At 37.0% G+C, this 13,841-nt stretch carries 12 protein-coding genes; 6 read left to right on the forward strand and 6 right to left on the reverse strand.

Annotation, left to right across the window (positions count from 1 at the left end; all coding sequences use genetic code 11):
* Nucleotides 1-51: 51 nt before the first annotated feature.
* A complete protein-coding gene (locus ACE1MS_RS22290; RefSeq protein ID WP_012296132.1) occupies nucleotides 52-915 on the reverse strand; it encodes a transporter substrate-binding domain-containing protein in 864 nt (287 codons plus the stop codon).
* A gap of 31 nt (nucleotides 916-946) precedes the next feature.
* Nucleotides 947-2,113: an acyl-CoA dehydrogenase family protein gene (locus ACE1MS_RS22295; protein WP_197223665.1), complete on the reverse strand. Its 1,167-nt coding sequence runs from the start codon at nucleotides 2,111-2,113 to the stop codon at nucleotides 947-949.
* A gap of 269 nt (nucleotides 2,114-2,382) precedes the next feature.
* Between ACE1MS_RS22295 and ACE1MS_RS22300 the strand changes: the two genes are divergently transcribed.
* Nucleotides 2,383-3,129 carry a hypothetical protein gene (locus ACE1MS_RS22300; protein ID WP_099805444.1) on the forward strand — a complete coding sequence of 249 codons (747 nt, stop codon included), beginning with the start codon at nucleotides 2,383-2,385 and terminating at the stop codon, nucleotides 3,127-3,129.
* Between the two features lie 96 nt (nucleotides 3,130-3,225).
* On the opposite strand, the gene ACE1MS_RS22305 is transcribed toward ACE1MS_RS22300, so the two are convergent.
* Complete coding sequence (locus ACE1MS_RS22305; RefSeq protein ID WP_012296135.1) at nucleotides 3,226-3,600, reverse strand: VOC family protein; 375 nt, start codon at nucleotides 3,598-3,600, stop codon at nucleotides 3,226-3,228.
* 204 nt (nucleotides 3,601-3,804) lie between these two features.
* Here ACE1MS_RS22305 and ACE1MS_RS22310 point away from each other — a divergent pair, with 204 nt between their 5' ends.
* Both ACE1MS_RS22310 and ACE1MS_RS22315 read left to right on the forward strand, forming a co-directional pair.
* A complete protein-coding gene (locus ACE1MS_RS22310) occupies nucleotides 3,805-5,754 on the forward strand; it encodes a methyl-accepting chemotaxis protein (RefSeq protein ID WP_036165103.1) in 1,950 nt (649 codons plus the stop codon).
* 255 nt (nucleotides 5,755-6,009) lie between these two features.
* Nucleotides 6,010-7,959, forward strand: coding sequence for a methyl-accepting chemotaxis protein (locus ACE1MS_RS22315; protein WP_447402623.1), 1,950 nt, complete (start codon nucleotides 6,010-6,012; stop codon nucleotides 7,957-7,959).
* Between the two features lie 44 nt (nucleotides 7,960-8,003).
* Here ACE1MS_RS22315 and ACE1MS_RS22320 read toward each other — a convergent pair whose 3' ends face one another.
* The gene (locus tag ACE1MS_RS22320) at nucleotides 8,004-8,423 is read right to left on the reverse strand and encodes a VOC family protein (protein ID WP_031416763.1); all 420 of its coding nucleotides are present in this window, start codon (nucleotides 8,421-8,423) and stop codon (nucleotides 8,004-8,006) included.
* Nucleotides 8,424-8,659: 236 nt separating this feature from the next.
* On the opposite strand from ACE1MS_RS22320, the gene guaC reads away from it, so the two are divergent.
* Together guaC and ACE1MS_RS22330 are read left to right on the forward strand one after the other, a co-directional pair.
* Nucleotides 8,660-9,643 carry a GMP reductase gene (gene guaC / locus ACE1MS_RS22325; RefSeq protein ID WP_012296139.1) on the forward strand — a complete coding sequence of 328 codons (984 nt, stop codon included), beginning with the start codon at nucleotides 8,660-8,662 and terminating at the stop codon, nucleotides 9,641-9,643.
* Nucleotides 9,644-9,835: 192 nt separating this feature from the next.
* On the forward strand, nucleotides 9,836-11,569 hold the full coding sequence (locus ACE1MS_RS22330) for a cache domain-containing protein (protein ID WP_447402624.1): 1,734 nt from the start codon (nucleotides 9,836-9,838) through the stop codon (nucleotides 11,567-11,569).
* Between the two features lie 57 nt (nucleotides 11,570-11,626).
* Here the strand turns inward: ACE1MS_RS22330 and ACE1MS_RS22335 are convergent, their stop codons facing one another.
* Nucleotides 11,627-11,851: a hypothetical protein gene (locus tag ACE1MS_RS22335; RefSeq protein WP_008177853.1), complete on the reverse strand. Its 225-nt coding sequence runs from the start codon at nucleotides 11,849-11,851 to the stop codon at nucleotides 11,627-11,629.
* A gap of 216 nt (nucleotides 11,852-12,067) precedes the next feature.
* On the opposite strand from ACE1MS_RS22335, the gene psiE reads away from it, so the two are divergent.
* Complete coding sequence (psiE, locus tag ACE1MS_RS22340) at nucleotides 12,068-12,523, forward strand: phosphate-starvation-inducible protein PsiE (RefSeq protein ID WP_031416766.1); 456 nt, start codon at nucleotides 12,068-12,070, stop codon at nucleotides 12,521-12,523.
* A gap of 15 nt (nucleotides 12,524-12,538) precedes the next feature.
* On the opposite strand, the gene ACE1MS_RS22345 is transcribed toward psiE, so the two are convergent.
* Entirely contained in the window at nucleotides 12,539-13,834 is a 1,296-nt protein-coding gene (locus tag ACE1MS_RS22345; protein WP_447402625.1) for a GNAT family N-acetyltransferase, read from the reverse strand.
* Nucleotides 13,835-13,841: the final 7 nt, after the last annotated feature.

A 13,841-nucleotide genomic window follows, 5' to 3' on the forward strand; every position in this document is an offset into this window, starting at 1 on the left:
TGCTGAGCGTGCCAGCCTCAACAGCCTTAATAATGGTCAATATGCATTAAATTAACGATTAACAGATTCCAACACTTCAAATAAATCACGGCCATAGAATTTCGTGCTCAATTCGTTTGTTTTCTTCTGTTCTTTAATTTGAGCGATGGCTTTATCGTAGGCATCAGCAAATTCTTGTTCTTTTTTATTGAAAAGAGGCCACGTTTTAATAACAGAAAACTCATTATAGACTACTTCATCTTTCAAGTTATTATATGGTCCATCTTCTGCAAGTACTTGCTGTTTAAAAGGCCCCTCAATCATCACGCCACCATCGACGCGCCCTTCATTTACCCACTGCACAACGTCAACCGTAAATGCGTCACCAGCTTGAAGTTTTACTTTATTGTCAGGGTTGGCAGTATTATACTCATCAATAATTGTGTATTGCGCGTTATTAGCTGCAATAGGTGCCAACGAATAGCCCTTTTTCGCAAAATCAGCTAACGTCTTTATCCCTTCATCTTCTTTACGTAATACTAGTCCTGCACTACTTAATCCCAAAAATTCCTTTGGGAAAATAAATTTCTCTGTGCGTTCCTGTGTAAAGAATGCGTTTTTCACCCCAACTTGATATTTTCCTTGCTCTACACCAATTAATAAATCATCACTTGTCGTTCCTACATATTCAAATTTATAGTCAGGTAATAATTCATCTACTAATTTCATTACCTCTACGTCATAACCTGTTGGATTTCCATTATCATCTATATAACTAATAGGCTTTGAGGCCTGATCGTAGGCAACTTTGACTGTACGAACTTTGCCACCATCATCTGCATTCTTATCAGCTGATTCTCCAGAATTACAGCCCGCTAAAAGTGCGATAGAAGCTAATCCAATCATGGCAAATTGTAATATCTTATTCTTCTTCATATAACATTTCTCCTTATTATCCACATTATTATTAATGGTCATTTAATTTCTGCTGTTCAATAGCAGCCGTTGCTAATTTAATTATGGTCATATCATCCATTGGCGGATTATGAAGCCCTGCACGTACATTTCGATAATAGCGCTGTAGCGGGTTTGACAATTGTAAGCTTTTCGCCCCGACTACACGCATCGCCTTATCAACAATGTCAATTGCGATATTCGTTACGGTATGTTTAGCAACAGCCATTTCATTTGTTAAAATGACGCGTCTTGCTGGATCATCGTATGCCTCAGCTACCCCATATAAAACAAAGCGTGCTTGATGAAGCTTCAACTCTATGTCCCCTAAAAGCTGTTGTACATTCGGTAATGTACTAATTGGAGCATTCAAGCTATTAGGTTGATGATGATTGGCAAAATGTACAGCATAGTCACGGGCAGCTTGTGCAATGCCTAGGTATGTGGCTGGTATATGTAATATCCAGCCATTTATCTTACCGCCACTAGGATGACTTGGTAATTCGACTAAATGCTCTTTAGCCACAACGACATCTTTTAATACAAGATCATGGCTGCTAGTGCCTCGCATTGCAGACATTTCCCAATTCTCTTCAATCGTTAATCCTATTGAATCTTTATGGATGAGGAAGAAACCAATTTGTTGCTTTTCTTCAATCCAAGCAGAAGTGAGGAAATAATCTAACACTGGAGAAGCTGTTGTAAAAATTTTGCGTCCATTTATGCGCCATCCGTCTTTTATAGAAACAGCATTTGTTCCTGGTTTTCCCCCACGTGTTGGGCTCCCAGTTGCTGCTTCACTTACAGCCCTATTAATCATGGCGCCTTTCTTTATTTCCTCCGCGAATGCCGTTAATGCATCCTTTTTCCATAATTTAGTATCATATATCTCGCCAACAACACCTAATGTCCATCCGAGGGAGAGCGAGGCATTCTCGTCATAGCTTGCTAATGTTTCTTGTACAAGTACCATGTCATAGACTGATAGGCCCTCTCCTCCATATTGTTTCGGTAAAGTAAGCTGCGGATAACCAATTTCCTTGAGTAGTCGATGCGCTTCGAACGGGAAACGAGATTGTTCATCTACCTCAGCTGCCTCAGCCTTAATAGGATTTGAGATGGCTTCTAACTTATCTAACCAAAATCGTTGTTGCTCCGTTTTAACAAATAAATTCTTCAAAAAATCTCCTTCTTCCCAATATATATAAATCTTATATATTTACTAAGAATTAATAATAAAAAAAATCCCGCGCTACAAATTTGTAGTGAGATAGCATCTGGTACTGAATTTTCTGATACGTTGACATTTATATTACTTTTCACCTTTAAAAATGTCAATGGGTTAAATTTAAGTTTTTTTGTCTGTTTAATATGATTTAGACCTCTTCGAATTTTTATGCACCAAGCTTTTTTTACAACATATGCTAAGACTATGAAAGAGGTGTATATATGACTAATAACATAAATTCTGCGCAAGGGGCAGGCTACGCATCCCATTTAGCACCACAGGTTATTCAAACTAAATTTGGAGATATTAATGGGGATGGCTTCTTTGAAACGATTTTTTTAATGGGGACTCAAAAGACTGGTAGCCCTTTATGGGAAAACCTAACCTTAACCATTTTTTATGGGCAAACAGGGCGAATTGAACAAATCCCGCTAAAAGAAAATGTGGGTTATAACCCAACCATTTTTCTAGGAGATTTTACTGGTAATCATATAGAAGATATTTTGGTTATTTCTGATACAGGAGGTAGCGGAGGAATTATTAACGGGGAAATATTCTCCTCTACCAATAATCAAGTACACTCCATTTTTGACACAGAATCATTTAATAATAAGCTCCACTATACTGTCAATTATGCCAACAACTATAAGGCAATTGTTCAAAGTAAGACACCTGCAAAAAAATATATAATTGATCTACACTATAAAGGGCCTGAATATTTAGCAGAAATCTATCATCCGGATGGAACATTAAAGCAACCGATTGAGGGTTGGGTTGACCCCATTAGCGGATTATATCCTGTTGATTATGATCGGGATGGGACATATGAAATTTTAGCTTATCAAGAGATTGCAGGTAGGTACCATGCAGATGGCTTAGGGTATGTGGAAAATATTTTAAAATGGGATGGCCATGAATTTGTAGTAGATCGACAAACAGTTAGTATTTTCGGAGAAGATTTAGCATAGAGGACTAACTAACATTTATATAAGAAGAAACCAAACAAGAATCTGCTTATTTTTAATTAATTCACAACAAAAATAAGCAGATTTCCTCATTTATTATTATTTTTCAACTAATGCAAAGTAATTGTTTTCTGGATCCGCAAAATTAAAGACTCTACCCATCGGCATCATGACTAAATCGCCCACCTTAATGCCCTTTGCCTGAAAATCCTGGTACATCTCTTCAATTTGGTCAGCGTAAAACATAATAGAGGGTGTTCCCAAATTTAATTCTGGCTGCATTTTAGCAATAATTTCTTTATTGTGTAGCACAAAGGATGTTTGAGCTTCCCTCGCTGGTGCAATTTCAATCCAACGCATTCCAGCCTCCTCCTGCTCATTTATAATAATAAATCCTACTTTTTCTGTCCAAAATTTAACTGCAGCATCTTGGTCGTTAACATATAACATGACTTGTCCAATTTGATGAATCATGACTTTACTCCCTCCTCATTTATGCATTAGTATACAACAAAACAAGGCATTATATAGCTTCTAACGAATTGTTTAGCGAAATTTCTAAAAATTGATAATAATATCTATTAGGGCTTACCTTTTACTTTATTTCTGTTAGAATGAGAATTATTTACCTTATAGGGAAAAGTATAGAATAAAAAATATTATGTGAGGATAATACAAGTGAAACAACTAAGTGTAAGAAAAAAGCTTATATTTTCGTTTTTAGCAATGCTTCTCATTCCAACACTCTTAATTGGAATAGTGTCGTACCAAAGCGCTGAAAAGCAAATTTCTGAAGAACAGCAGGCTAGTGCAACTGAAAGCGTACGCATACTTAATACTAATATTACGAACACGATTGAACCAAAATTAAAAGATGTACAATATTTCTCAAAAAAGTTCAATGAATCTTATTTGCAGGAAAATAAAATTCCTGAGCTTAAATCACTGCTACAGGAATACGTTAATATGCATCCTGAAGTAGAGCTTATTTATTTGGGAACTGCAGATGGCAGACTACTGGATGAGCCTGCTCAAGTGTATGCTGAAGACTTTGACCCTCGTACAAGACCCTGGTATAAGCAGGCTTTAGAAAATAATGGCCAAGTCTCAATAACGGCACCTTATGTTACAAAATCTACAGATGACATTGTCATTACCATCACTCAAGCTTTACCGGATGGTTCAGGGGTAATAGGAATAGATTTAAATATTTCTACAATAAGTGACATTACCAATGAAATACGCATCGGTGAAACGGGCTACGCCTCTCTTTTAGATAACAATAAAATCTATATTGCTCAGCCTGAGAAGGAAAGTGGGACTGAGGCAACAGAAAACTATATCGCAAAAGTTTATGAACAACCAAGCGGGACGATTATTGAAAGAGATCGTCATTTACAGTTTGTCACTAATGAACTTACAGGTTGGAAGGTTATTGGTACAATGTTTACCGCAGAAGCCGCAAAGGCGGCTGCCTCCACATTAAATATCAACTTAATGATCATTGTTGTCTCCATTTTAGTTGGTGTAATCTTCATGCTCTTGATGATTAAATCTGTTGTCAATCCAATAAATAAGCTGAAACATAGCGCGTTAAAAATTAGCGAAGGTGATTTAACTGAGTTTATAGACATTCATTCTAAGGATGAAATTGGACAACTTGGAGAAGCCTTTATCTCTATGAAGGTGAGCTTAAAAAAACTGATTCGCAACGTTGACCAAAGCTCGCAGCATGTCCAAACATCAGCTCAAGATTTATCTGCTAATGCTGAGCAAAATATTGCTGCCTCTGAGCAGGTTGCTGACGCTGTACAGCAGATGGCTATCAGTACAGAGAAGCAGACTACTGCTATTGACCAAAATGCTATGTCAGTGGAGGAAATTGCTAAAGGAGTTGTGGAAGTTGCAGATAGCTCTATGCAGGTATCTGATCTTTCTAGCCACGCTATCCAATTGGCAGAGGAAGGCGGTCAGGCGGTAGAACAAACTGTTAAGCAGATGAACTCGATTCATGAGTCTGTTACACAATCCGATACAATGATTAAAACTCTTTATGATCGCACAAAAGAAATTGGCTCCATTTTGGAAATGATTAGTGCGATTTCAGACCAAACAAATTTACTTGCCCTGAACGCCGCTATAGAGGCAGCAAGAGCAGGAGAACATGGAAAAGGTTTTGCCGTAGTGGCTGATGAAGTTCGAAAATTAGCAGAGCAATCACATCACTCAGCAGAACAAATTTCTGCACTCATTACAACTATTCAGCAAGATACAGCTAAATCTGTACAAACAATGGTAAAAGCTTCTGCAGATGTCCAAGATGGCTTACAACTAACGGAGGAAACGAATAAAAAGTTTGCGAGTATTATTGCAAGTCTTCGAAACATTGCACCCAAGATGGAGGATATCTCAGCCTCCTCTCAAGAAATGTCAGCAGTCGTGGAAGAAGTTTCTGCAACAGCCATTGAACTATCAGACCATGCTAAATTAAATGCAGCTTCTACAGAGGAAGTTGCGGCTTCAACTGAACAAACCCTATCTTCCATGCAGGACATAGCTTCCGCTGCTAAAACGTTACTTGATATGGCGGATGAACTACAGGGTCATGTAAATCGTTTTCACTATTAAGGTGCTTCATTTTAAAATCTGAGTTCAGAACTTCATGGAACTCAGATTTTTCTTTTGTAAAGAACTACAAAATAGGACATTTTTCTTTAAATATCACCAAAACATAACTTTATTTTCCAGATTTTTCAGAAAATTATGTTGATTATTCTCCCTTTTCCTCTTAGAATCATATTACAACAGGAAAGACTAATTAATGATTATTAGACTTCGTCCATTATCTACAAACTTATCATGATATTTAAGGGGGAATAACCTATGAAACAACTTAGTTTAAGAAAGAAACTCATCTTTGCCTTTTTAGTCATCCTTCTCATTCCTGCACTTTTAATCGGCTATACCTCCTTTAAAAGTACTAAAAGTCAAATTTTAAAGGAGCAAGAAGCAAGTGCTACGGAAAGTGTCAGAATGCTTAATACCAATATTACAAATTTGATTGCACCTAAAATACACGATATTGAATATTTTGCAAAAAAGTTAAATCTATCTTATTTACAGCCAGAGAATCGTGATGAATTGAATAATCTTTTTCAAGAATACATCCATACACATCCAGAGGTAGAATTGCTTTATATAGGTACTGCAGATGGAAGTATGTTTGATGCACCTGTCCATGAGTATGCTAGTGATTATGATCCGCGTGTTCGACCTTGGTATACGAAGGCTATGGAAAACAAGGGACATGCATCGATCACTTCTCCTTATCTATCAAAATCTACAAATAACATTGTAGTGACGGTTATGCAAGCTCTTCCCGATGATTCAGGTGTCATTGCCTTAGATTTAAATATCTCTGTTTTAAGTGCACTAACAGATGAAACACGTATTGGGGAAACTGGCTTTGCGGCCATACTGGATAGTAGTCAACTATATGTAGCACAAAGGGATAAGGAAAGCGGAACCGAAGCTACAGAAAAATATATATCAAAGGTTTATGAACAACAGGAAGGAATCATTATTGAAAAAAACCGTCATTTACGCTTTGAGACAAATGAACTGACAGGATGGAAGGTTATCGGAACAATGTTTACCGTAGAGGCTACAGATGCTGCCTCTGCAACATTTACTATCACCTTACTAATCATTGCAGCTTCCATTATTGTTGGCATTATCTTTATGCTTGCTATGATTAAATCCATTGTTAACCCTATTAAACGATTACAGCAGAGCGCATTAAAAATTAGTGAGGGAGATTTGACGGAATATATTGATATTCATACGAAGGATGAAATTGGACAGCTTGGTGAGGCATTTGTCTCCATGAAAGTAAACTTAAAAAAGCTAATTCGCAATGTTGATCAAAGCTCTCAGCATGTTCAAACTGCTGCACAAGGTCTTTCAGCAAATGCTGAGCAGAATATCGCTACCTCTGAACAAGTGACAGAGGCTATGCAGCAAGTAGCTATGAGTACGGAAAAACAAACAACGGGCATCGATCAAAATGCAATCTCCATTGAGGAAATTGCGAAAGGGGTTGTAGAGGTAGCAGATAGTGCACTACAAGTATCTGATTTATCCAGCCAGGCTATCCATTTAGCAGTGGAGGGTGGGCAATCTGTCGAGCAAGCGGTGAATCAAATGGTATCCATCCATGAATCTGTAGCACAGTCTGATAGCACGATTAAATCACTATTCGATCGTACAAAAGAAATAGGCTCCATCATCGAAATTATTAGTAACATTTCAGATCAGACAAATCTTCTTGCTTTGAATGCAGCTATTGAAGCAGCACGAGCTGGCGAAAATGGCAAAGGCTTTGCAGTTGTGGCAGATGAAGTACGTAAATTGGCAGAACAATCTCATCAATCAGCGAAGCAAATTGCCTCACTAATTACAGGCATTCAACAAGATACAGCTAAATCTGTTCAAACAATGATGCAGGCTTCTGCAGATGTCCAACAAGGCTTGCAGCTGTCTGAGGACACAAAAAAGAAGTTTATAAGTATTATTGAGAGTTTACGTAACATCGCTCCTAAAATGGAGGATATATCGGCTTCTGCTCAGGAAATGTCTGCTGTCGTAGAAGAAGTTTCGGCAACAGCCATTGAACTGTCAGATCATGCTAAACTCAATGCAGCAGCATCTGAAGAAGTAGCTGCTTCAACCGAACAAACATTATCATCCATGCAGGAAATCGCATCATCATCAAAAGCATTACTCGATATGGCGGATGAATTACAGGGCTATGTCAATCGTTTCCATTACTAAATATAAAGCACGGTGATCTATCACCGTGCTTTTAATTGTATTAATTATTCAATTACCTCATGGCTAAACTGCCACTCTACACCAAATTTATCTGTAAGGGAGCCGTAACATTTACTCCAAAAAGTTTCTTGAAGCTCCATAACAACTTTCCCACCATCTTTAAGCTTATCAAATGCTTTTCGCATCTGCTCTTCATCATCAGAAACAACAGCTAATGTAACATTGTTTCCAACCGTAAATGGTGAGCCTGGAAATGTATCTGAGAACATAATTCTACTACCGAATACGGAAAGTCGTGTATGCATAACAAGATCTTTTGCTTCCTCTGGTAATGGATAATCAGGGTTCTGTGGTGAATCCCCAAATGTCATAATTTCAGCCTTGTCCGTACTAAAAGCATCTTCGTAAAACGCTACTGCTTCTCGACAATTTCCGTTAAAAATTAAATATACCTCTACCGCCATTTCCAACACTCCCTTAACATTTTTTGAAACAATTATATTGTACATGGATTATAAATCATAACACAAACTAAATGATAAAGATTTCATCTATCACATAAGAATTGTAGCCTTGTTTTCCATTTTTTCATTTATTTTAGCAAAAGCTTTGACTTTTTCTTAAAAATCATGTAAATTACCAAATGGCGAACAATTTAAAATAAATCTTTAAAAATATTCGTATTTTAGGAGTGTATATAATGGATAACGTATTTGACTATGAAGATATTCAACTAATTCCCGCAAAATGTATCGTAGAAAGCCGTTCAGAATGTGATACTTCCGTTACTTTAGGAGGGCATACTTTTAAACTTCCTGTAGTACCTGCTAATATGCAAACAATTATTGATGAAACTCTTGCTAAGAAACTTGCTGAAAACGGTTACTTTTATATCATGCACCGCTTCCAACCAGAAGCACGCGTAAATTTCATCCAAGATATGCATGGCAGTGGTTTAATTGCTTCAATTAGCGTTGGTGTAAAAGAAGAAGAATACGCGTTTATTGAAGAATTAGCAGCGACAAATTTAGTACCTGAATTCATTACAATCGATATTGCACATGGCCATTCTAATGCTGTTATTCGTATGATTCAGCATATTAAAAAACACTTACCAAATAGCTTTGTTATTGCTGGTAATGTAGGAACACCAGAGGCTGTTCGTGAGCTTGAAAACGCTGGGGCTGATGCGACAAAGGTTGGAATTGGTCCAGGTAAAGTATGTATTACTAAAATTAAAACAGGATTTGGTACAGGTGGCTGGCAGTTAGCTGCACTTCGCTGGTGTGCAAAAGCTGCTACAAAGCCAATCATTGCTGATGGTGGTATTCGTACACACGGCGATATCGCTAAGTCTGTACGTTTTGGCGCTTCAATGGTGATGATCGGTTCTTTATTCGCGGGTCATGAAGAGTCACCTGGTCAAACAATCGAAGTCGAGGGTAAAAAGGTAAAAGAATACTTCGGCTCTGCTTCAGAATTCCAAAAAGGCGAACGTAAAAACGTCGAAGGAAAGAAAATGTTTGTTGAGCATAAAGGAAGTATAAAAGATACATTAATTGAAATGCAACAAGACTTACAATCATCTATTTCTTATGCTGGTGGCACAAAGCTGGATGCTATTCGAAATGTTGATTATGTTATCGTGAAAAACTCTATCTTCAATGGAGATAAAGTGTACTAATAAGTTACAACTCCCACTTCTGAACATTCTGGAGTGGGAGTTTTCTATTTTTCCATCACCCAATTCCTCTACAGACACCCAGCCTGCAATATAAAATACCTCCTTTATTATCAGAATTTTCTATTTTATTAGAAAATTTTGTATTATACTATCATTATACTGCATTACTTTGAGGGAACGGAGGTCTTTTCTATGATTAAATCAGTACGTAATAAGTTAGTCGCTCTAGCCATTATTGTTATTCTCATATCTACAGCACTCGTTGGAACAGTTAATTATTTTGTAGCAAAAAGCGAGATGGATCAGGTAGGTAGACAAAGTCTTAAGAATGGTACACTTGGCATACTTGAATTAATTGCACAATTGGATGAACAAGTTCGAAATGGGAAATTAACGATAGAAGAAGCACAAGAAAGTGCTAGAACACAGATTGTTGGTAATAAAATTGAAGATCATAAGCGATCTATCGATAACCCTGTAAAATACGGTGATAATTTTTATTTCTATGCCTTTAAGGACAATGGGTTGGTTGAAACTCATCCCTCTCTCGAAGGTCAAGATATCTCCGACTTACAAACAAGTGATGGTCGTTATTTTGTGAGGGAAATGATTGAAACTGCACAAGCAGGTGGCGGATATGTGCGGTATGACTGGGCACTACCCTCCAATCCTGATATAGTTGCTCCTAAAATTACTTATGTGGAAATGGACAAGCATTGGGGGTGGATTATCGCGGCTGGTACATATGAAATGGATTTTAATGCTGGTACTAAAAATGTTTTATATTACACACTTGGTACAACCATCCTAGCTACTATCATCGGTGTCATGCTTTTTTGGTTCTTCACTGGACAGATGACTGCCTACATACGAAAAATTATGGTGATTACATCAGATATTGCTAAAGGTCAGCTAACAGGGGAGGACATCCCCGTTACGACAAAGGATGAGCTTGGCACACTAGCGAATAATGTCAATAATATGAAAAGAAGCTTACATGAGATGGTCAACAATACAAAGAATAGTGCATCCCAAATGAGAGTTTCTTCAGAAATGCTAAGTGCGATTACGGAGGAAACTACCGCCTCTGCTGATGAAATCCACCAAGCTATCAATGACATTTCTAAAGGAGCTGTTGTGCAGGCAGAGGAGGCTGAATTGGCCATTAGTAAAGTGGAAACATTATCAACACTGATTTCTAATGCTACAAGTCAATACAGTGAAATTACCGAAAATATGAATACTATTAATCAATCACAAGAAAATGGTAGACAAAAAGTTGAATTATTACTGCAAAATTCTCATGAATTCACGCAAGTAATCGAAGAGTTAAGAACTAATTTTTCAAGTTTAACAAGCCAGATGAAAGAAATTCATCAAGTAGTACAAACGATTACTTCCATTTCAGAGCAAACTAATTTATTAGCGCTAAATGCAAGTATTGAAGCAGCTCGTGCAGGTGATCAAGGTAAAGGGTTTGCTGTAGTTGCCGAAGAAGTACGAAATTTATCAGAGGATACAAATGAAGCGACTAATCGTGTCAGAAATCTATTACAGCGCATCGAGATCGATACGGTCAATTCAGATACAAAAATGATAAACACCCTTCAGCTTTCACAAAGTCAGGCACAGTCGATTACAGAAGTAAAAGGAGCTTTTACTTTCCTAGCCGACTCCATTCAGGACATAACAGAGCACCTTGTTTCTCTTAATGAGGGTATGAACGAAATGGCACAAAACCGGGTAGTCGTTATTCATGCTATCAACGAAATAGCAAGCGTAGCCACAGAATCTGCTGCAGCAACCGAACAAATTAATGCATCCATTGATGAGCAAAAGTCAGCCGTTACGTCTATCATGCACTCCTCACAGGAGCTCCATACAGAGGCAGAGCGCATGTATGAATTAGTAGAACGCTTTACGTGACATGTAACAGCCTATAAAAAAGAATGCTACGAATAGGTCATAGCATTCTTCTTTTCCTTATAGTTTGTTAATAACTGCGTGGATTGTTTCCTTTAGTTCTGCATCATAGCTAGAAAGATCAACAAGGTTTCCTACACGCTCACGTAATACTGGGCGCTCAATTACTAGCTTCTCATCAAGAACTTGTACAAGTAGTTCGATAATAAGACGATCACGAACAACTAACGCTTCTTCTAAACGCTCTGGTGTAATTTTAGCATCCGTTTTTGCAGATTTTGCCATCTTCAAAACCCCTTTTTAATTTTATATTCATGCACATCTATTTTAGCATACCACTAAATTATTTTGAAAACTTTCTTTCGCAAAAATATACCAAAACTTTACAAATACTAAAAGAAAGATTTACGACATATTGTTATATTCATATCATAATACTTTCGTATTTTGCCATATGATAAATGTGTTTATGCTTACCATTCAACTGATTGGAGGAGTTATATGAATCAAAAAAATTCACCCTACATACAGCTCATTAAAGCTGTACCTAAGTCATTGCAACTCTTTTTAAATGTTTGCCTTGTACTATTAGCACTCATTCTAGCGTTTTTACTCTTTAAGGAGCTAATAGAATTTCTTAAAATATTACTCTTCACTAAGGAAGGTGGCGATTATAAGCTATTCCTTGCTAACATCCTTATATTCTTTCTGTACTTTGAGTTCATCACGATGATTATTAAATATTTTAAAGAAGATTATCATTTTCCGCTACGATACTTTATATATATAGGTATCACGGCAATGATTCGATTAATTATCGTTGAACACGATCATCCACTGAATACATTAATTTATTCAGTCATTATTCTCATACTCATCATTAGTTACTTTATTATTAATATCACACCGCTTGAAAGACCGACACGATCATCTCTTTTTATGAAAAAAGAGCATTAACCTAGCACCAACATTCTAAAATGCCGTCATACATTTTGGTTTTTCAAACACAAAGAAAAATTTCTGTAATGCCTGTAAATATTGCTCATGACTGATCTTTATTCGCTGAAGCATATACAGTTCTTGGACCGTTATGACTCCCATTACCAGTGAGGAAAGCTCAGCCACATCTACAATTATTTCTACATCATAGGGACCACTTTCATTCATGTTAATTGTACCTTCAACAGCCTGGATAATGAGTTGCTGATTATTTTCAGCAAGTAATGAGTCCGTAACTGTTAATTTAAATGTCAGTGTTACACCATTAAAATGGTGTGTCGTTAATTCTTCAAAAAAACCTTTCACATTAATAATGCGGTACATCAGTCCAACTCCTGACACAGCATTTTCATGGTAAACACTTGGAATTAAATGATTTGAACCATTTCTGACATCACCTAAAAAGAAATGTACATTGTCTTCTTGTGTATTCCACTCAATGCGGTTTACTTGATCTGCCTGACTGTTTAAAAACGTACTAAGCTCTAACAAAGCCTGTGGTGTCTCATATACCCATTCCTTAATAACTAAATTATTCAACATAAAATTACTCTCACTTTGCTTTTTAAATGAAAAAACGATATAGCCTTGCACGCTATCGTCCTTTTCCATCGCAATCACATAGTTTTCGTCGTTTTTAAAAATAGAAGAAAGCTCTGACTTTGTTTTGAGAAGCATCCCATGCTGTTGAGACGCTACCCTGTTATAACAATCTGTTAGCTGTTGCTGATTTTCCACTGACAAATATTTAAGGTGCTCCTTCGTTTGACCTTTAGGAAAGCTTAAGGGCTCTACTAAATATTGGTACATTTTCGGTCCATAGCCAAACCCCATTTTCTTATAAAAATCTGGCCTAAACGGATATAAAGCGACAAAGTGAATACCCTTTGCTAAAAAAAAGTTAAAGAATTGATGGATTAGCTCCTTCGCAACCTTTTCCTTTTTATGTAACAAGTCAACTGCCACAAGCCCTACTCCACCAATTGGTATCATTTTAGAGAAAAGGTTCATTTGAAAATCATGCAATCGCATGCCGCCAATTATGTTGCCTTCTTCCCAAAGCCCAAAATAATTTAGGGATTCATCATGATTCTGATTTTCCATAAAAAGATTTTTCAACTGCTCTTTTGTTGTCTGAGCTCCGTTCACTATTCCAGGGTAGGCTCCTACAACGATACTCGCAAAAGTTAAAAAGTCTTGCTCTTTTACTAACCTCTCTACCACTCTCATTAATTCCCCTCCATTTTCAAAGTATGACATGTCGTTCATATTCATT

The organism is Lysinibacillus sp. fkY74-1 (assembly GCF_053165895.1).

Coding starts and splice junctions, on each gene's coding strand:
- ACE1MS_RS22290 (WP_012296132.1), bottom strand. CDS start 915: ATGAAGAAGAATAAGATATTACAATTTGCCATGATTGGATTAGCTTCT.
- ACE1MS_RS22300 (WP_099805444.1), top strand. CDS start 2,383: ATGACTAATAACATAAATTCTGCGCAAGGGGCAGGCTACGCATCCCAT.
- ACE1MS_RS22305 (WP_012296135.1), bottom strand. CDS start 3,600: ATGATTCATCAAATTGGACAAGTCATGTTATATGTTAACGACCAAGAT.
- ACE1MS_RS22315 (WP_447402623.1), top strand. CDS start 6,010: ATGAAACAACTTAGTTTAAGAAAGAAACTCATCTTTGCCTTTTTAGTC.
- ACE1MS_RS22320 (WP_031416763.1), bottom strand. CDS start 8,423: ATGGCGGTAGAGGTATATTTAATTTTTAACGGAAATTGTCGAGAAGCA.
- guaC (WP_012296139.1), top strand. CDS start 8,660: ATGGATAACGTATTTGACTATGAAGATATTCAACTAATTCCCGCAAAA.
- ACE1MS_RS22330 (WP_447402624.1), top strand. CDS start 9,836: ATGATTAAATCAGTACGTAATAAGTTAGTCGCTCTAGCCATTATTGTT.
- ACE1MS_RS22335 (WP_008177853.1), bottom strand. CDS start 11,851: ATGGCAAAATCTGCAAAAACGGATGCTAAAATTACACCAGAGCGTTTA.
- psiE (WP_031416766.1), top strand. CDS start 12,068: ATGAATCAAAAAAATTCACCCTACATACAGCTCATTAAAGCTGTACCT.
- ACE1MS_RS22345 (WP_447402625.1), bottom strand. CDS start 13,834: ATGAACGACATGTCATACTTTGAAAATGGAGGGGAATTAATGAGAGTG.